The 16178-nt window shown below is 74.9% G+C and carries 17 protein-coding genes and 2 pseudogenes; 8 read left to right on the top strand and 11 right to left on the bottom strand.

Features of this window, described 5'->3' with window-relative positions; all coding sequences use genetic code 11:
• Nucleotides 1-6: 6 nt before the first annotated feature.
• Nucleotides 7-624 carry a GTP cyclohydrolase II gene (locus AB2L27_RS00670; protein WP_370439523.1) on the bottom strand — a complete coding sequence of 206 codons (618 nt, stop codon included), beginning with the start codon at nucleotides 622-624 and terminating at the stop codon, nucleotides 7-9.
• A gap of 247 nt (nucleotides 625-871) precedes the next feature.
• On the opposite strand from AB2L27_RS00670, the gene AB2L27_RS00665 reads away from it, so the two are divergent.
• Both AB2L27_RS00665 and AB2L27_RS00660 read left to right on the top strand, forming a co-directional pair.
• The gene (locus AB2L27_RS00665; RefSeq protein ID WP_370439732.1) at nucleotides 872-1276 is read left to right on the top strand and encodes a MarR family winged helix-turn-helix transcriptional regulator; all 405 of its coding nucleotides are present in this window, start codon (nucleotides 872-874) and stop codon (nucleotides 1274-1276) included.
• Between the two features lie 20 nt (nucleotides 1277-1296).
• Nucleotides 1297-2004 carry an endonuclease/exonuclease/phosphatase family protein gene (locus AB2L27_RS00660; protein ID WP_370439522.1) on the top strand — a complete coding sequence of 236 codons (708 nt, stop codon included), beginning with the start codon at nucleotides 1297-1299 and terminating at the stop codon, nucleotides 2002-2004.
• A 25-nt stretch (nucleotides 2005-2029) separates the two neighbouring features.
• Here the strand turns inward: AB2L27_RS00660 and panD are convergent, their stop codons facing one another.
• Nucleotides 2030-2419, bottom strand: coding sequence for an aspartate 1-decarboxylase (panD, locus tag AB2L27_RS00655; protein ID WP_370439521.1), 390 nt, complete (start codon nucleotides 2417-2419; stop codon nucleotides 2030-2032).
• A 118-nt stretch (nucleotides 2420-2537) separates the two neighbouring features.
• On the opposite strand from panD, the gene AB2L27_RS00650 reads away from it, so the two are divergent.
• On the top strand, nucleotides 2538-3617 hold the full coding sequence (locus AB2L27_RS00650; RefSeq protein ID WP_370439520.1) for a cell wall-binding repeat-containing protein: 1080 nt from the start codon (nucleotides 2538-2540) through the stop codon (nucleotides 3615-3617).
• A 35-nt stretch (nucleotides 3618-3652) separates the two neighbouring features.
• Here AB2L27_RS00650 and AB2L27_RS00645 read toward each other — a convergent pair whose 3' ends face one another.
• The 4 genes and pseudogenes from AB2L27_RS00645 to AB2L27_RS00630 form a co-directional block, all read right to left on the bottom strand.
• A complete protein-coding gene (locus AB2L27_RS00645; protein ID WP_370439519.1) occupies nucleotides 3653-6304 on the bottom strand; it encodes a hypothetical protein in 2652 nt (883 codons plus the stop codon).
• Nucleotides 6301-7674 carry an SWIM zinc finger family protein gene (locus AB2L27_RS00640; protein ID WP_370439518.1) on the bottom strand — a complete coding sequence of 458 codons (1374 nt, stop codon included), beginning with the start codon at nucleotides 7672-7674 and terminating at the stop codon, nucleotides 6301-6303. The genes AB2L27_RS00645 and AB2L27_RS00640 overlap by 4 nt, the downstream gene beginning before the upstream one ends.
• A 178-nt stretch (nucleotides 7675-7852) precedes the next feature.
• On the bottom strand, nucleotides 7853-8320 hold the full coding sequence (locus AB2L27_RS00635; RefSeq protein WP_370439517.1) for an NUDIX hydrolase: 468 nt from the start codon (nucleotides 8318-8320) through the stop codon (nucleotides 7853-7855).
• Between the two features lie 43 nt (nucleotides 8321-8363).
• Nucleotides 8364-9117, bottom strand: a pseudogene (locus AB2L27_RS00630) (alpha/beta hydrolase).
• Here AB2L27_RS00630 and AB2L27_RS00625 point away from each other — a divergent pair.
• Nucleotides 9095-9553 (top strand): annotated as a pseudogene (locus tag AB2L27_RS00625) (TetR/AcrR family transcriptional regulator); the annotation flags it as partial. The pseudogenes AB2L27_RS00630 and AB2L27_RS00625 sit on opposite strands and share 23 nt — an antisense overlap.
• Nucleotides 9554-9562: 9 nt before the next feature.
• Here AB2L27_RS00625 and AB2L27_RS00620 read toward each other — a convergent pair.
• The 4 genes from AB2L27_RS00620 to AB2L27_RS00605 are packed head-to-tail and all read right to left on the bottom strand — an operon-like array spanning nucleotide 9563 to nucleotide 13830.
• The gene (locus AB2L27_RS00620) at nucleotides 9563-10699 is read right to left on the bottom strand and encodes a bifunctional 2-methylcitrate synthase/citrate synthase (protein ID WP_370439515.1); all 1137 of its coding nucleotides are present in this window, start codon (nucleotides 10697-10699) and stop codon (nucleotides 9563-9565) included.
• Complete coding sequence (gene prpB, locus AB2L27_RS00615) at nucleotides 10696-11604, bottom strand: methylisocitrate lyase (protein ID WP_370439514.1); 909 nt, start codon at nucleotides 11602-11604, stop codon at nucleotides 10696-10698. The genes AB2L27_RS00620 and prpB overlap by 4 nt, the downstream gene beginning before the upstream one ends.
• 10 nt (nucleotides 11605-11614) lie before the next feature.
• Nucleotides 11615-13144 (bottom strand): MmgE/PrpD family protein, encoded by a 1530-nt coding sequence (locus AB2L27_RS00610; RefSeq protein WP_370439513.1) that lies wholly within the window; start codon nucleotides 13142-13144, stop codon nucleotides 11615-11617.
• Nucleotides 13141-13830, bottom strand: a complete 690-nt coding sequence (locus AB2L27_RS00605; RefSeq protein WP_370439512.1) for a GntR family transcriptional regulator — start codon at nucleotides 13828-13830, stop codon at nucleotides 13141-13143. Before AB2L27_RS00605 ends, AB2L27_RS00610 begins: the two co-directional genes overlap by 4 nt.
• An 87-nt stretch (nucleotides 13831-13917) precedes the next feature.
• Here AB2L27_RS00605 and AB2L27_RS00600 point away from each other — a divergent pair, with 87 nt between their 5' ends.
• The 4 genes from AB2L27_RS00600 to AB2L27_RS00585 all read left to right on the top strand — a co-directional run bounded on the left by AB2L27_RS00600 (nucleotide 13918) and on the right by AB2L27_RS00585 (nucleotide 15621).
• Nucleotides 13918-14565, top strand: coding sequence for an SMI1/KNR4 family protein (locus tag AB2L27_RS00600; protein ID WP_370439511.1), 648 nt, complete (start codon nucleotides 13918-13920; stop codon nucleotides 14563-14565).
• 3 nt (nucleotides 14566-14568) lie between these two features.
• On the top strand, nucleotides 14569-14967 hold the full coding sequence (locus AB2L27_RS00595; RefSeq protein WP_370439510.1) for a hypothetical protein: 399 nt from the start codon (nucleotides 14569-14571) through the stop codon (nucleotides 14965-14967).
• Between the two features lie 132 nt (nucleotides 14968-15099).
• Nucleotides 15100-15438 carry a hypothetical protein gene (locus AB2L27_RS00590; RefSeq protein WP_370439509.1) on the top strand — a complete coding sequence of 113 codons (339 nt, stop codon included), beginning with the start codon at nucleotides 15100-15102 and terminating at the stop codon, nucleotides 15436-15438.
• A 33-nt stretch (nucleotides 15439-15471) separates the two neighbouring features.
• Nucleotides 15472-15621 carry a hypothetical protein gene (locus AB2L27_RS00585; protein ID WP_370439508.1) on the top strand — a complete coding sequence of 50 codons (150 nt, stop codon included), beginning with the start codon at nucleotides 15472-15474 and terminating at the stop codon, nucleotides 15619-15621.
• A gap of 18 nt (nucleotides 15622-15639) precedes the next feature.
• On the opposite strand, the gene AB2L27_RS00580 is transcribed toward AB2L27_RS00585, so the two are convergent.
• On the bottom strand, nucleotides 15640-16164 hold the full coding sequence (locus AB2L27_RS00580) for a PadR family transcriptional regulator (protein ID WP_370439507.1): 525 nt from the start codon (nucleotides 16162-16164) through the stop codon (nucleotides 15640-15642).
• Nucleotides 16165-16178: the final 14 nt, after the last annotated feature.

Raw genomic sequence — 16178 nt, 5'->3', positions numbered from 1 at the left:
TCACGCTCAGCCCGCCAGGTCCAGCGTGTGCGAGGTGTGGTCGCGCTTGGCGCGCAGGTACCGGGCGTTGGCCGCCGACAGGTGCACGCCGGTGGGCACCTGCCGCTCCACGACGATGCCGTGGCCGGCGAGCTGGCCGGCCTTGTCGGGGTTGTTGCTCAGCAGGGCGATGCCCTCGATCCCCAGGGCCCCGAGCATCTGCGCGGCCACGGTGTAGTCGCGCTCGTCCTCGCCGCGACCGAGCGCGACGTTGGCCTCGTAGGTGTCCAACCCGCTGTCCTGCAGCGCGTAGGCGTCGAGCTTGGCGTACAGGCCGATGCCCCGGCCCTCCTGGCGCAGGTACAGCAGGACCCCGCCGGCCGTGGCGATGCGCTCGACGGCCTCGCGGAACTGCGGGCCGCAGTCGCACCGCTCGGAGCCGAAGACGTCCCCGGTGAGGCACTCGCTGTGCGGGCGCACGAGGGGGGTGCGGCCCTGCCAGTTCCCCAGGGACAGGGCGAGGTGCTCCTTGCCGTCGACGAGCCCGGCGAAGGTGTGGACGCGGGCGCTGGTGCGGTAGCCGTCCGCGAAGCGCAGCGGGACGTCGACGGCGGTGCGGACGGTCGCGACGGGTGTCTGGGTCACGATCTGTTCCTCTCTTCAGACCTGCGGTGCCCCGGGCGGGCGGGGGGTCGCCGCGCCCAGTGTGGGCACCGGCGGGCCGGACCGCTCGACGGTACGTCGAGGGGCCGACCCGTTCCCCGGGACCCTCACTTGATGCTTCAATCGACGGTAGGGCGAGCGACTTGAACCGTCAAGCAGTGGAGGCGACGTGGAACCCCGGTGGCTCGACGACCACGAGCAGGCCGCGTGGCGGCGGCTCGTCACCCTCATGACGGCCCTGCCCGCGGCCCTGGACGGTCAACTGCAGCGGGAGTCGGGCCTGACGCACTTCGAGTACTGGGTGCTGTCGGCGCTGTCGGAGGCCCCCGACCGCACGCTGCGGATGGGGTGCCTGGCGGGCTCGGCCAACGGATCGCTGTCGCGCCTGTCGCACGTGGCGGGCCGGCTCGAACGGCGCGGGCTGCTGCGGCGCCGCCCGGACCCGGGCGACGGCCGCGTCACCCTCGCCACGCTCACCGACGCCGGCCGGGACGCCGTCGTCGCGGCGGCCCCCGGGCACGTGGACGCCGTGCGGCGGCTGGTGTTCGACGCCCTCACCCCCGAGCAGACCCGGCAGCTGCTCGAGATCGGCGACCGGGTGGTGCGGTCGGTGGAGACCGAGCGTTCCCCCTGAGCGGGCGGTACGTTCGAGGAGTGGGACAGCCGACGGGACGCGCACTGCGGGCGATCAGCTACAACCTGCACGAGGGGCGCGCGACGCTGGAACTGGCCGACCTGGCCGAGGTCCACGACGTCGACGCGCTGTGCCTGCAGGAGTGCGACACCCTGCGCCTGCCCGAGACCGTGGGCCCGCTGGTCCTGGCCGGCGCCACGCAGCGCAACCGCCTGGGCCTGGCCCTGTACTACCGCCCCGACCGGTTGCGCGCCCACGGCCACGAGCTGCGGCCGCTGCGCCGGTCCATGCACGACCGCTTCCTGTCCCCGGCGCACGAGCGGCTGCTGGCGGTGCGCTTCGAGGACCTCCACGACGACGGGGCGCTGCTGACGCTGGCCTCCATCCACACCGCTCCGCTCTCGGCGACCAACGCCATGCGGCGCCACCAGATCACCGAGGCCCTCGGGGCCATCCGGGCCGCGGCCCACGGCACCGCCGCCCTGGTCGTCGGGGACTTCAACTACCCGTGGTTCGCCAGCTCGCTGGCGCGCCGGCTGTCCGAGCAGGGCTTCGAGGTCTCCCACAGCGACCTGCCGACGTACGTGCGCCGCCGGTTCCGCGGCCACTTCGACTTCGCGATCTCCGAGGGCATGCACATCGAGCGGGTGAAGACGCTGCAGCAGGCCGGGTCCGACCACCTGCCGGTGCTGGTGGAGGCCCGCGTCAAGACCCCCGTCCCGGCCTAGCGGGTCCCGCTGCTCCCGAGGTCCGTCAGACGGTCTCGGGGACGGGCTCGGCCGCGTCCGTCCCGAGCGCCACCACGGCGTTGCGGGCGTCCACGTGCACGACGTGGAGGCGGTGCGCCGCGCGCTCGGACTCCTCGACCTGCACGTAAGACATGATGATCACGATGTCGCCGGGGTCGACCAGGTGCGCGGCCGCGCCGTTGATGCACACCTCACCGGAGCCGCGCTCGCCGGTGATGGCGTAGGTCTGGAGCCTGGCCCCGTTGGTCACGTCGACGACGTGGACCAGTTCGCCCTCGACGATGTCCGCGGCCTCCAGCAGGTCCGCGTCCACGGTGATGGAGCCGACGTAGGACAGGTCGGCCCCCGTGACGGTGGCGCGGTGGATCTTGCCGTTGAGCAGGGTGCGGATCACCCCTCCAGTAAACAGGAGGGTCGAGGGTGCGCTCGGCCGGTCGGGTGCCCGGAACCCCCTGCTCAGGGACGTCACGGCTGCCACACTGGCCCCTCCCGCACCAGTCCCAGGAGGCCCCGTGAACCGCCCCGCCCTGCGTCGCACCCTCGCCCCCGCGGCCCTCGTCCTCGGGCTGGCCGCGACCTCCCTGGGGGTGGCCGGCCCCGCCTCCGCCGCCCCCGCGGCCGGGTTCGAGACGCTGCGGCCGGTCTGCTCCGCCCAGCTCCCGATCGCCCACCCGGGGTGCGCGGCGGGCACGTCCTACCGGGGTGCGCCGCTGCCGGACGGGACGGCGAACCAGGTCGTCCAGCTCAGCGGCGTCGACCGGTTCGCCACCGCGGCCGCCATCGCCGAGCACGGCTTCCCCGAGGCCGACGTGGCCGTGCTCGTCAGCGGTGAGGACCGCCACCTCGTCGACGCGCTGTCCGCGGCGCCGCTGGCGCGCAGCCTGGCCGCCCCCGTGCTGCTCGGCACCCGCGACGCCGTGCCCACCGCGACCGCCGCGTACCTGCAGCAGCACCGGGTGCGGGCCGTCCTCCTCGTCGGCGGGGCCGACGCGCTGGGTGGGGCGACGGCGGAGCGGCTGCGGGCCCTCGGTGTCACGAGCGTGGCCCGCGTCGCCGGGGCCGACCGCTACGAGACCTCGCGCGACCTCGTCGCGCTCATGCCGCCGGCCGCCCACGGCTGGGTCGCCTCCGGTGAGGACGACCACCTCGTCGACGCCCTCGCGGCGTCGGGACCCGCGGCCCGCCTGGCCGAACCGCTCCTGCTGGTCGCCGACGGCGACCCGCTGCCGGCGGCCGCGGCCCTGACGGCCCGCGGGGTGACGTCGACGACCGTGACCGGCGGGCCCGAGGGGGTGGCGCCCGAGGCGCTGGCCCCGCTGCCCGCACCGCAGCGCGCCGCGGGGGAGGACCGCTACGGCACGGCGGCCGAACTGGCCGTGGAATCCGTCGACCGCGGGCTGGACGCCGAGGACCTGCTCTTCGCCCCCGGGGTGACCGGCCACCTGGTCGACGCCCTGGCCGCCGGCCCCCTGGGCCGGGCCACGCTGCTCGTCGGCGACGTCGAGTCCTCCTTCGACGTCGTCGAGGCGTGGTTCGACACGTTCGGCTCCGGCCGGGTCACGGCCGTCGGGGCGGTCGAGATCGACGGCTGAGGTGCCCCGGGGGCCAGACCCGGCTCCGCTCCCCCTCACGGCTGAGTGAGGGGAAGCAGCCGGCGGGCCTCTGCGACCAGCCTGCTGCGGCCGCCGGCGGCCACGACCTCCGCGAGGCCGGACACCCGCGGGTGGGGGCCCGTTTCGTGGCAGGCGTCTGCGGCCAGCGCCAGGAGGTCGGCACATCCTTTGCGCTGCAGTGGGAGCACCGTGGTCAGCGCGGCCAGGAGGTAGCGGGCGACGAAACCGCGCACCTGCGGTCGGTCGGCATGGGCGAGTGGGGCGAGGGTCCGGGCGACCCGCACCGGTTTCACCTCCTCCAGCGTGAGCAGCTCCCCCAGCACCGCGCCCGCCGCAGGAGCGTCGAGACCGCCGCCGGCGGTGAACCCGCCCAGGGCGTCGAGGGCGGCCAGCCGGACCCGCTCGTCGGAGCTGAGCAACGCGTAGGCCACTGCCAGGTGCGTGGCCCGGCCGGTGGGGCCCTGAGCCTCCGGCAGCGCCGCGAGCGCCGACACGATCGAGACCTCGCGGCGCTGCTCGGTGTTCACCAGGGCCGCGACGAGGTGACCGGCCGCGACCTCCCGGTGCGAGGGCAGGCAGCTCAGCGCGTACGCCGCCTCCCACCCACCGCCCCACCACCAGAGCCCGACGACCTGGGCGGGCAGCCCCGTCCCGTCGAGTCCCTGCCTGGCCAGTGGGGTTCGTGCGTCGGGACCGCTCAGGGACACAGCGGGCCGTCCCGCCCCCTCGGCCGCGACCCGGTACCCGCTGCGTGAACCCCGCTCCGGGACCGGTTCGGCCGTCGCCAGCGCCTCGGGGCGGGCGGCGGTGAGCTGCTGCAGCAGCCAGTCGGCCGCCGGTGCGCCCACCGAGCGCAGCCGGTCGAGGTAGGAGGGGGCGAGGTCGGTGCGAGGGAACCGGAGCCAGGTCTGCTCGAGGTCGGCGGGCCACGGCGCGGTTCCCGTCGCGGCGGCGCGCTGCAGGTCCTCGAGCACGCGGTCGGGGTCGACGTGACCGACCGCGGTGTCCGGGAAGGACAGCAGCGGCGACGACTCCCCGGCGCGCACCCGGTCGACGACCTCCTGAGCCCGCAGGGCGAGCACCCCCTCACCACCGGCGGGGAGCGGCCCAGGAGGCGGGGGTCTTTCCCCGCGCCAGCGCGGCGCACCGGGGCGTCGGGTGACTGCGGCGAGGAACGGGTGGACGGCGAAGTGGGGCGTGCGCTCCCAGCTGAGAGCGAACCGGTCGGCGACCGGGTCCAGGGCGGCGACGAGGGCGCCCAGGTCCCGTGCGCCGAAGCGCGCCATGCCGTCGAGCACCCGTTCGGCGTCGCCCGGGCGTCCGTGGCGCGAGTGCTGGACGATCGCCTCGACCAGCTCGTCCAGGTCGTGCACCCGGGGCGGGTGGGGCGCCGGGGGCAGTGGCGCGAAATCGTCGTCGGCCGTGTCGGCGGCCTCGCGGGCCGCGGCGTCGGGCACGCCGCCCAGTGCCTGCCCGGCTCGCCCGCGCACGTCCGGGGGGAGGTCCCCGGACCGGTGCCGCAGGTGGTCCAGGACCGCACCGGTGGCGCCGTCGCGCAGTCCGTCGACCGCGTCCCACGCCTGCCGCGCGAGGTCGTGGTGCTCGTGGGCGAACACCTCCGCGAGCGCGAGCAGCACGTCGTCGCGCAGGTCCGGGTGCTGCCGGGCGAGGTCGACGAGCCAGCGCACGTGGGTGCGCACCAGGCCCTTCTCCCTGCGGTGCGAGGCGGCGGAGGTGGCCGCGAGAGCGCCGCGGGCGGTGACGACCTCGCCCGCGACAGCAGCCCGGACGAGGTCCAGGGCGGCGCCGGCGACGGGGCCGGTGCTCTCGGGGACCAGGGCGCAGAACTCCCGGACCCGGGTCGCCGTCTGCTCCGGGGAGACCCGGGTGTCGGCGAGCACGACGGCCAGGTCGTGCTGGTGGGCGACGGGACCGCCGACCAGCAACGCACCGAGCAGGGCGTCGAGGAAGCGGTCCCGATCCAGCGTGCCGTCGGCAAGGGTTTCCCGCAGGGCGGCGTGCCAGCCCTCGGGCCCCCACTGCGCGAGGTGCTCCCCACGCCGGACGTCCAGCTCGGTGCCGATGCCTGGCACCGTCAGGACCGCTGCGACCAGGGCGTCGGGGTCCGGTTCGGCGCGCAGCCGTTCGGCGGTCGAACGGTCGTCCCGTCGCCAGGAGACGCTGAGCCGCTGCTGCACGACCCAGCGCAGGTACCCGGCACCGCAGGGGCGCGGCAGGTCCAGAGCCAGGCGCAGCCGCTCGGTCAGCACCTGCCGGTCGTCGCCCCACCCCCGTGGATCCACCTCGGCGAGGCGGGTCACGAGGTCGGGCAGCCACGCCACCTGCCGGTCCAGCAGGACGTCGGCGACGAGGGGCCAGGCTCGCGCCCCCGACGTCCGCGCCTGGTCGGGGTGGTACCCGGCGATCGGGAGCCAGCTCGTCGGTGGGCTCGCGCTGCGCAACCGGCGGGCCACCGCGACGGCCCCGCTCTCCAGACCGGCGGCAGCCACCACCCAGGCGTCGCGGAACCTGTTCTCCCGGTAGTGCTTCAACAGGGTCCGGCAGGGGGCCCGCTCGGCCTCCGGGACCCCGGTGAGGAGCTCGGCGACGAGCTTCGCGCTGTCGCGGTCCAGGGCGACCCGGAGCTCCTCGACCAGCGGGGTCACGAGACCACCGCCGGTGCCGGCGCGCTCGTCCGGGCCTGCAGGACGATGCGCGCCGCCAGCACGTGCTTGCAGGGCCCGCGCGCACCCGTGTGCTCGATCCACCACGGGCAGGTGCAGGAAAAACCGGTGCCGGCGCGCCGGACACGGCGCTCACCGTCCGGACGGCGCACCACCACGACACCGTCCGGCCGCTCGTGGACCGCACCCTCGGCGACCAGGGCGCGGGCGGTGCGCAGGCGGGGGTTGTCACACGCGGCCCGCGCGGGGTCGAACGGCAGTTCCCGGTGGAACCAGGACGCGACAGCCAGGTCGTAGCCCACCCGGCCGGAGGTCCCCAGCTCCACCAGAGCGCGCCGGGTGCGGGCCGCGTCCAGGGCGAGGGCGTCCGCGACGTCCTCCAGCGGGAGGCCGGGGACCCAGGACAGCAGGTCCAGCACCCGGGCAGTGTCGTCAGCGGGGTCCACCGCGGCCAGCACCTCCAGCACGCCGCCCTCACCGGAGAAACCCCAGGCCGGTTCGGGGGACAGGACCAGCGTGAGCCGGGCGCCGGGCAGGTCGATCTCCCACGCACTGGCCGTCGGTCGTCCGGTGACGGGCGGACCGTGGAGCCGGACGGTGGTGGCCAGCGGCAGCAGGGCGTTCAGCGCCTCGAGGCGGCGCGGCCCCGCGAGGCAGACCGCACCTGGCACGGGGCGGGTGGCGGTCCGCAGACCCCGCCCGGCCGGGACGACCCACAGGGTCTGCTGCCGGGCACCACGCGGCAGGGCACGCAGGAACCTCCTGGCCTCGGCCGCGGGGACCTCGGCCCGCAGGTCCATCCGCGCCAGCGACACCGCCGCCTCGGCGAAACCCCGGACCCAGCGGGGCGGCAGCGCCACCTTCGCCTCGGTGACGGAAGCGGTCGGCGTGGTCACCGTCAGGTCCTCCGGCCCCACGGCGACGTGCAGGCGGTCACGGTCCCCCACGAGGGCGAGTGCTCGCTGCAGCGGGAGATTCACGTCGACGTTCGTCGTGCCTCGCTGCGCGGTCTCGCCGTCGAGGCCATCGGGCAGCAGGTCGAGCCGGGCGTGGACGCCGCAGCAGCTCGAGAACGACTCGAAACGCAGCGACGTCCCGTCGGCCGTGACGACCGGGTCGCGGAACCCCGCCTGCCCGCCGGTGGAGTACCGGGCGCGGGCCACCGCCGCCACGGCCAGGAGGCCGCGGGCCGCGGCGACGGGGTGCTCCAGGAACCCCTGGAAGAACCGCGGGTTCGCCAGGACCCCGAACGGCCCGACGCCGAGGCCGGTCTCCAACCGGAGCGAACCGGGAGACGGTTCCGATTCGCGGACCGAGCTGTGCGCGGCCGCGGTGGCTGAGGACTCGATCATGCGGACGACCGTAGGGAAGGCGTCCGACACGAGGGGGCCTTCCGGCGAGGTCCACCCCGTCCAGAGCAGGGTGTCGACCGTCTGCGGCCGCACGCTTCACCCGTTCGGATCAGCTCTGCGAGCGGGTGGGAGCAGCACCGTCACACGCTCCTGCCGTCCTCCCGTCCCCGAGCAGGGGTCAGGTCCGGTCGAGCAGGTCCAGCAACCGGTCGACGAACACGACCTGACCCTTCACCAGCTTGGCCCGCGCGTCCGCCGGGGAGAACCACTGCGCGCGGTCGACCTCGGGGAACTCCGCCGTGCGCCCCGAGCGCGGCGGCCACGGCATCGTGAACGTCCCGGGCACGATCGTCGTCACGTCGAGGTCGGCCCGGCCGGCCCAGATCGTGACGACCTTGCCGGAGGACTGGCGGGCGGATCCGAGGTCGACGAGCTCCACGTCGGGGACCGCCAGGCCGAGTTCCTCGCAGAACTCCCGGCGGGCGGTGTCGAGGAGTTCCTCACCCGCCTCGGGTTCGCCCTTGGGAACCGTCCAGGCGTGCTCGTCCCTGCGCTCCCACAGGGGCCCGCCCAGGTGGGCGAGGAGGAGTTCGACCCCTCTCGCGCCTTCCCGGTGCAGCAGGACACCGGCGCTCTGCTTCGCCACCCCGGCAGTGTGCCGGTGACCGGCCCGGTCCGCCCGGCCCGGGCTACCGGCGTCCCCCCTCGTCCGCCCCGTCCTGGCTCTCGACGTGGAAGGCACCCGAGCTCGCGGCGGCCCGCTGCCGCAGGTCGTCCCAGGCGGAGGCGTCCCCGCCGAGGACGTCGAGGGTGTGCTCGCCGTCGGTGACGTGAGCAGCCGCCGGGGGGCGGGGCTGGGGCGGTGGGCGTCGGTGAACCAGTCCGGACCGCGGGTGGGCATCGCCGACCGGTCCTGCCCACCGACGACGAGCGTCGGAGCGGTCGTCGTGGAGCAGTCCGGGCGCATGAACGGCAGGTGCTCCCGCGCGGACGGGGTCAGGCTGTCGCCGGTCCCCGTGGTGGCGATGAGCGCGCCCGCCCGCACGGCGGGTGGCGGAAGTCCTCCCCGGGGGTGCCGTCGGCGTCCAGCACGCGCGCCCCGAGCAGGGCCCCGGCGCTCTGCCCGCCCCAGGAGCGCCCGGCGACGGCGACGCAGCCGGTGTCGGTGCGCTCCGCCGGCCCGGGGACCTGGGTGCCGACCCGGGCGAGGAGGTCGTCGAGGCCGATCCCGTGGCGGCGGGAGTCCAGGTGGGTGAGCTGGACGACGACGATCCCGGCGGCGGCCCAGCGGTCCACGAGGGGTCCGCAGCCGTCCACGGACCAGGCGTTGCCGTGGGAGAAGTTGCCGTGGGAGAAGGCGAGGACAGGCAGGTCGCGGCCCGTCACGGGCGCCGTGACCTTGACCTGCAGGGGGACGTCCCGCGCCGGGGTGGGGGTGGGCACCGTCTACCGCCACTTCCCCACCCGGGCGGACCTGGTGGGCGCGGTGTACCGCCACCAGGTGCAGGAGTGCACGGCCCTGGCCGCGACGCTGCGGGAGCAGGCGGTCCCACCGGTCGACGCGCTGGAACGCTGGATCGCGGCGTTCGTCGACTTCCTCGCCACCAAGCACGGCCTGGGTGAGGCCCTGCTCTCCGAGGACTCGGGCCTGGCGAACCTGCACGCCCTCGTCCTGGACGAGCTGGTACCGGCGTGCGCGTCGCTGCTGGAAGCCGGTCAGCGGTCCGGGGAGCTCGACCCGCGGATCGTCGCGCCCACCCTGCTGCGCGCGGTGGGCAACCTGTCCATCCCCGGGCCGGGGTACGGGCGCGAGCAGGCCCGCGAGATGGTCACCCGCCTCCTCGCCGGGTGCCGCACCGCACCGGCCCGGAGCACCTGACCGGCCCGCTCAGGCCTGCGGCGACGGCACGTGCCGCAGCGGCGGACCGTCGTACGCCGACAGCGGGCGGATGAGGGAGTTCGCCGCCCGCTGCTCCACCACGTGCGCGGTCCAGCCCACGACGCGGGCCGCGACGAAGACGGGCGTGAACAGGTCGGTGTCCAGGCCGAGCAGGTGGTAAGCCGGGCCCGCGGGGTAGTCCAGGTTCGGCTGGATGTCCTTCGCCTGCACCACCGCGGTCTCCAGCGCGTCGGACAGCTCCAGCAGGTCCTCCCGGCCGCGGGCCCCCGCCAGCTCCCGCAGCGCGGCCTGCATGGTGGGGACGCGGGAGTCCCCGTGGCGGTACACGCGGTGCCCGAACCCCATGACCTTCCGGTGGTCCTCCAGGGCGTCCGCGAGCCACGCCCGGGCCCGGTCCGGCGCCCCCTGGCCCGGTCCGATCTCCTCGAACGCCGCCCAGACGGCCTCGTTGGCCCCGCCGTGCAGCGGGCCCTTGAGGGCCCCGACGGCGGCGGTGACGGCCGAGTGCAGGTCCGACAGCGTGGACGTCACGACGCGGGCGGCGAACGTCGAGGCGTTGAAGGAGTGCTCGGCGTACAGGACCAGGGACGTCTCGAACGTGCGGACGGCGACCTCGTCCGGCTCCTCGCCCGTGACGGCCCAGAGGAAGTTCGCCGCGTACCCCAGGTCCTCGCGCGGGGCGGGCAGGTCCTGCCCGCGGCGGCGGCGCTGAGCGTGCGCCACGACCGCCGGCAACGCCGCGAACAGGCGTTCGGCCTTGGCCAGCTCCGCGGCCGGGGAGTTCTCGGCGGCCTGCGGGTCCAGCGCCCCGAGGACGCTGACCGCGGTCCGCACGACGTCCATCGGGTGCGCCGAGGTGGGCAGGTCGTCGACGACGCGGCGGACGCGCTCGTCGAGGGCGCGGCCCGTGCGTTCGCGTTCCCGGAAGGCGTCCAGGGTTCCGGTGTCGGGGAGCTCGCCGTCCCACAGCAGCCGGGCGACCTCCTCGAACGAGCACCGCGTCGCCAGTTCCTGCACGGGGTAGCCCCGGTACAGCAGCGAGTTCGTGTCCGGGTCGACCTTCGAGATCGCGGTGGTGTCCGCGACGACCCCCGCCAGGCCCTTGCTGATCGTCGGGTGGGTCATCCTCGGTTCCCTTCCAGGCTGAAGTCGTACACGGAGGAGTCGAACTCGCCGTAGCCGGCGTAGTCGACGAGGTCGTAGAGCTCCGCGCGGGTCTGCATCTGCCCCACCACCGGTTCCAGGGTTCCCGCGTCCTTCAACCCCCCCAGGGCCCGGTCGGCCGCTCCCATCGCCAGCCGCAGCAGCGAGACGGGGTGGATGACGATGCGGACCCCGGCCTCGCGCAGCTGCTCGTGGGTGAACAGGTCGGACCGCCCGAACTCCGTCATGTTCGCCAGGACGGGGACGTCAAGGGCGGAGCAGATCGCCTCGAACTCCCCCAGGTCGGCCATCGCCTCGGCGAACACGACGTCCGCGCCCGCGTCGGCCACGGCCTTCGCCCGGCGCACGGTCGCCTCGAAACCCTCCACCCCGCGCACGTCGGTGCGGGCGACGACGAGGAAGTCGGGGTCGCGCCGGGCGTCGACGGCGGCCCGCACCCGGCGCACGGCGGTCGTCTCGTCGACGACCTGCTTGCCCTCCAGGTGCCCGCACCGCTTGGGGTTCACCTGGTCCTCGACGTGCAGACCAGCGACCCCGGCGTCCTCCATCACCTGCACCGTGCGGGCGACGTTGAGGGGTTCCCCGAACCCCGTGTCGGCGTCCACGAGGACGGGCAGGTCGGTGACCCGCGCGATCTGCGCGGACCGGCCCGCGACCTCGGTCAGGGTCGTCAACCCGACGTCGGGCAACCCGAGGTCGGCGGACAGGACGGCCCCGGAGACGTAGACGCCCTCGAACCCGTGCCGCTGCACGAGCCGGCCGGACAGCGGGTTGAAGGCGCCGGGGAACCGCAGGAGGTCGGTCCCGGCGAGGGCCTGGCGGAACGCGGCGCGCTTGGCGCTCGGCGTCGTCGACGAATGCAGCACGGGGTTCTCCTCAGAACAGGCCGGCGGGCAGCGGGACGGTCTCGAGCAGTTCGGGTGGGGCGACCACCTGCAGGTCGCGGACCTCCTCGGCGGACAGCTCCGGCAACCGTCGCGCGAGGGCGGTGAACCGGGCGACCTCCTCGTCGGGTAGGACCCCCGCCGCGAGCGTGGCGAGCTTGGCCTCGTACTGCGACCGCGTGAACGGGTGGGCGCCGAGGGGGTGGGCGTCGGCGACGGCGATCTCGTCGACGACCGTGCGACCGTCGACCAGGCGGGCCTCGACGCGGGCGCCGAACGCCTTCCGGGCCGGGTCGGTCGCGTGGTACCGCTCGGTCCACTCCGGGTCCTCGACGGTGGACACCGTGCGCCACAGCGCGACGGTGTCCGGCCGGCCGGCGCGGGCGGAGACGTAGGAGTCGACGTGGTGCCACCCGCCGTCCTGCAGCGCGACGGTGAAGATGTACGGGACCGAGTGGTCCAGGGTCTCCCGGCTCGCCGTCGGGTCGTACTTCTGCGGGTCGTTCGCCCCGGAGCCGATGACGACGTGGGTGTGGTGGGAGGTGTGCAGGACGATGCTCTCGACGTTCTGCGGGTCGCGCAGTTCCGGGTGCTCGCGGTGCAGGCGGCGGGCGAGGTCGATGACGGCCTGGGCCTGGTACTCCGCGGAGTGCTCCTTCGTGTACGTGTCGAGGATCGCGCGGCGGGGTTCTCCCGGTTCGGGGAGTTCCACGACGTAGCGCGCGTCGGGGCCGTCGAGCAGCCACGCGATGACGCCGTCCTCGCCCTCGTAGATCGGTGCGGGGCTGGTCTGCCCCCGCACCGCCCGGTCCACGGCCTCGACCGCGACCTTCCCCGCGAACGCCGGGGCGTGCGCCTTCCAGGTGGAGATGGCGCCCTTGCGGGACTGCCGGGTGGCGGTCGTCGTGTGCAGGGCCTGCCCGATCGCCTGGTGGACGACCTCGGTGCGCAGGCCCAGCATCGTCCCGAGCCCGGCGGCCACGGACGGGCCGAGGTGGGCGACGTGGTCGATCTTGTGCCGGTGCAGGGAGATCGCGCGCACGAGGTCGACCTGCACCTCGTACGCGGTGACGATCCCGCGCAGCAGCTGCTCCCCGTCGCAGCCGACGTGCTGCGCGACCGCCAGCAGAGCCGGGATGTTGTCGCCGGGGTGGGAGTACTCGGCGGCGAGGAACGTGTCGTGGAAGTCGAGTTCGCGCACGGCGACGCCGTTCGCCCACGCCGCCCACTCCGGCGACGTCGTCTCCGTCGTCCCGACGACCCGCGCACCGGAACCACCGCGCGAGGGTGGGTGGTCCAGCGCCTGGGACCGGGCGGCGACGACCGGCGGGCGCAGCAGCGACGCGGCGCTGACGGCGGCGTTGTCGATGACCCGGTTGACGACCATCTCGGCGACGTCGTCGTCGACGGGTCCACCGACGGCGACCTCGTCGGTGGCGAGCCGGGCGAGCTGCCAGGCGAGTTCGGCTTCGCGGGGGAACTCCTCGTCGCTGCGGTGGACGCGGACCTCGTGCTGCTTCACGCGCTCTCCTCGTCGTGCTGGTGCTGGTGGTGGGACGGGGTGTTCAGGTGGGCCTTGAAGTGGGTGCGGCTGCGGTGCAGGTGGACGTGGACGGCGTGCGCGGCCAGGTCGGCGTCGCCCGCCGCGAGCGCTTCGGCGATGAGCTGGTGCTCCGACGCGGCGGCGAGCAGCCGGGCCGGGTCGTGCCGCGCCAGGCGCCGGATGCGGACGAGGTGGGTGCGGACGTCGCTCAGCGCGCGCACGAGCCAGGGGTTGACGACGGCCTCGTCGACCGCGGCGTCGAACTCGGCGGTGAGGGCGTAGTAGCGGTCGAGCTCCCCGGTCCCCACGAGAGCGGCGGCGTGACCGAAGCGGTCGGCGAACCGCGCGAACACCGCCCGGCCCGGGGCCCGCGCGGCGAGCCGGGCCGCCTTGACCTCCAGCGCCTCGCGGACGTCGTAGAGCTGGTCGAGGTCGGCCGGGTCGAGCGGGGCGACGACCAGGCCCCGGCCCCCGACGGGCCGGGCGAGGCCGTCGTGGACGAGCTGGGCGAAGGCCTCGCGGACCGGGGTGCGGGAGACGCCGAGCCGCGCGCTCTGCTCCAGCTCGGCCAGCACGGCACCGGGTGGCAGCTCACCGTCCAGGACGTCGGCACGCAACTGCGCGTACGCCCGCTCCCTCGCCCCACCTCGTCGTTGTGCATGCACACGGACACCATCACCCTCGCCTGCGCGTCCGTCAAGGGTGTTGTGCATGCAGAACCGCGCACTCGGCGGTCTCGGTAGGTTCGATGCATGACCGACGAGCGGAGCACGGGGGACGTGGCCGAGCGCACGCGCACGGCGTTCGAGCGGGTGGCACGCCTCGTGCCCGGGGACCCGTTGCTGAACCCGCCGGCCACTGACGCTCAGCTCGGTGCGGCGGAGGCGCACCTCGGGCGGCCGTTGCCGGCCGACGTGCGGACGGTCTACCGGCTGGCCGACGGTCAGGTCCAGTGGCGGCACGACGACCCGCGGTGGGCCGCCGGCCTCGTCGGCGGTGAACCGCTGCTGCCGCTGGCCGGGGTGCTGCTGCACTGGGACCAGTGGGCGGGTTTCGACGGCGAGACCGGTCTCGACGAGTTCGCGTCCTCGACCCCCGAGGGCTTCGTCCACCCGAGGTACGCGCTGCGCGGCTGGGTCCCGCTGACCCACGACGGCGGCGGGAACCACGTCGGCGTCGACCTCGACCCCGACGTGCGCGGGACCGTCGGGCAGGTCATCACCTTCGGCCGCGACGACGAGCAGCACCAGGTGCTCGCCCCGTCCCTGCTCTCCTACCTCCAGCAGTTCGGTGACCTCCTGGAGCAGGGGTACGGCGTTCCCGGCGAGGACGACGAGCCGTGGAGCCTGCGGGTGCCGCCGCGGACGTCGCCGCACTCGCTGTTCCGGCCGGAGGGGTAGCGGGTGGTCGACGTCGTCGTGCGGGTGGGCGGCTGGGAGCACGAGTGCTGCGGTCCGTCGTACGAGCGCGGCCAGGTCGTCGACGTCGCCTGCATGGTCGTGACGCGGCCGGACGCCACCACGTCGCTGGACGAGGTGCGGCACGAGATCGGCGTCACCTGGCCCGTCGAGCGCGTGCGCGGTCGGGTGGTCGACGTCGAGGTGGTCCACGAGGACGGGACGACGCAGCCGATCCTGCGGGTTCCGGACGGGTCGGCGCTGTGCGGTTTCGGCGAGGACGACGGGCACCTCGAGGACCCGTGGACGGGGGAGGTCGTGCCGACCTCGAGCCACGAGTTCCGCGTGACGGTGCGCGTGCCCGGCGACCGGGCGCCGGGCGGGCCGTCGCCCTACCGGGGCTGAGAACCCCCCGGGCACCCGACGGGACACCGGAACCGTGGCGCCGGGACCCCCACGGGGTTACCCTGGGGTCGTCGGGTACCCCGCGCCCGGAGCCTTCGCGCCCCGGTTCGCCGAGATCGCGGGGCTTTCGAGATGACGGACCACCGCACCATCCGCTTCCACGTGTCCTCCTGGGAGATCGGCTGCTGCTCGCCGAAACCCGTGGTGGGGCAGAGTCTCGAGGGCTACCGGCCACTCGTCGTGCCCGCCTCGCCGGGTGACGGCTGGGACGACCTCCACGAGGACCTCGACCTCGACGGCCTGCCGCCCGAGGTGCGGCGACCCGACGGGCTCCACGGGGTCGTGCGCGGGTTCCTGCTCGGGGAGTTCCACGTCACCGAGCAGTCGCCACCACCGCCGGTCCGGGGCACGGTGCTGCGGACCCGGGTCAGAGCGCTGGACCGCCGTCTCGAGAGTCGTGGCGACCTGTGACCGAACGGGACACCGCAGGTCATGTGGTACCCCGTGGCAGGGAGCCTGCAGTACCGGGAGGTCACGACCGCCGACTGGGAGTTCTGCCGCCCGTCGCCCCACCCGGACGCCGAGGTCGGCGACGTCACCCCGGGACAGGAGGACGCGGTCCTCGTCGACCTCCTGCTCGACCCGGCCGGGTGAGCGGGTTCGAGCCGACGGTCACGGGTTTCCCGTCACGTCCCCCAGCCCGTCGAACCAGTCGAGCACGGCCCGCTCGTACCGCAGCCCGAAGTCGAGGGTGACCAGGTCGAGCGGGCTCGCCCCCGCCGCGCGGGCCTGCTCGTCCTGGAGCCGGTACGTCTCCCACCGGGCCTGGTGGATCGCCCGGTGGGTGGTGAGGAACTCCGCGAGCCGGTCGGGGGGCAGGTGCCGGGCGAAGGCCAGCGTCAGCAGCAGCGGGTACCGGATGTTCTCCTCGCCGGGGGTCTCCCCCACCCAGGCGCGGAACGCCGCCCGCCCCTCGTCAGTGAGCCGGTAGACGCGCCGGTCCCGGGCGCCGGTGGAGTCGGTGACGATGAGACCGGCCTCGGCCATGCCGGCGAGCTCCCGGTACACCTGGCTGCGCGTGAGGGACCAGAACCCGTCGATGCGGGACCGGGCGGTCTCCATGAGGTCCCACCCCGACTGCGGCCCCTCGTGGAGGAACCCCAGGAGCGACCCCACGGTCGCGTTGACGCCGGCCATCCCCACCCCTTGAC

Source organism: Kineococcus halophytocola (assembly GCF_041276425.1).
Lineage (GTDB): Bacteria > Actinomycetota > Actinomycetes > Actinomycetales > Kineococcaceae > Kineococcus > Kineococcus halophytocola.
Note: the sequence above shows the minus strand (reverse complement) of the source record. Positions and strands in the feature narration are given on the sequence as shown.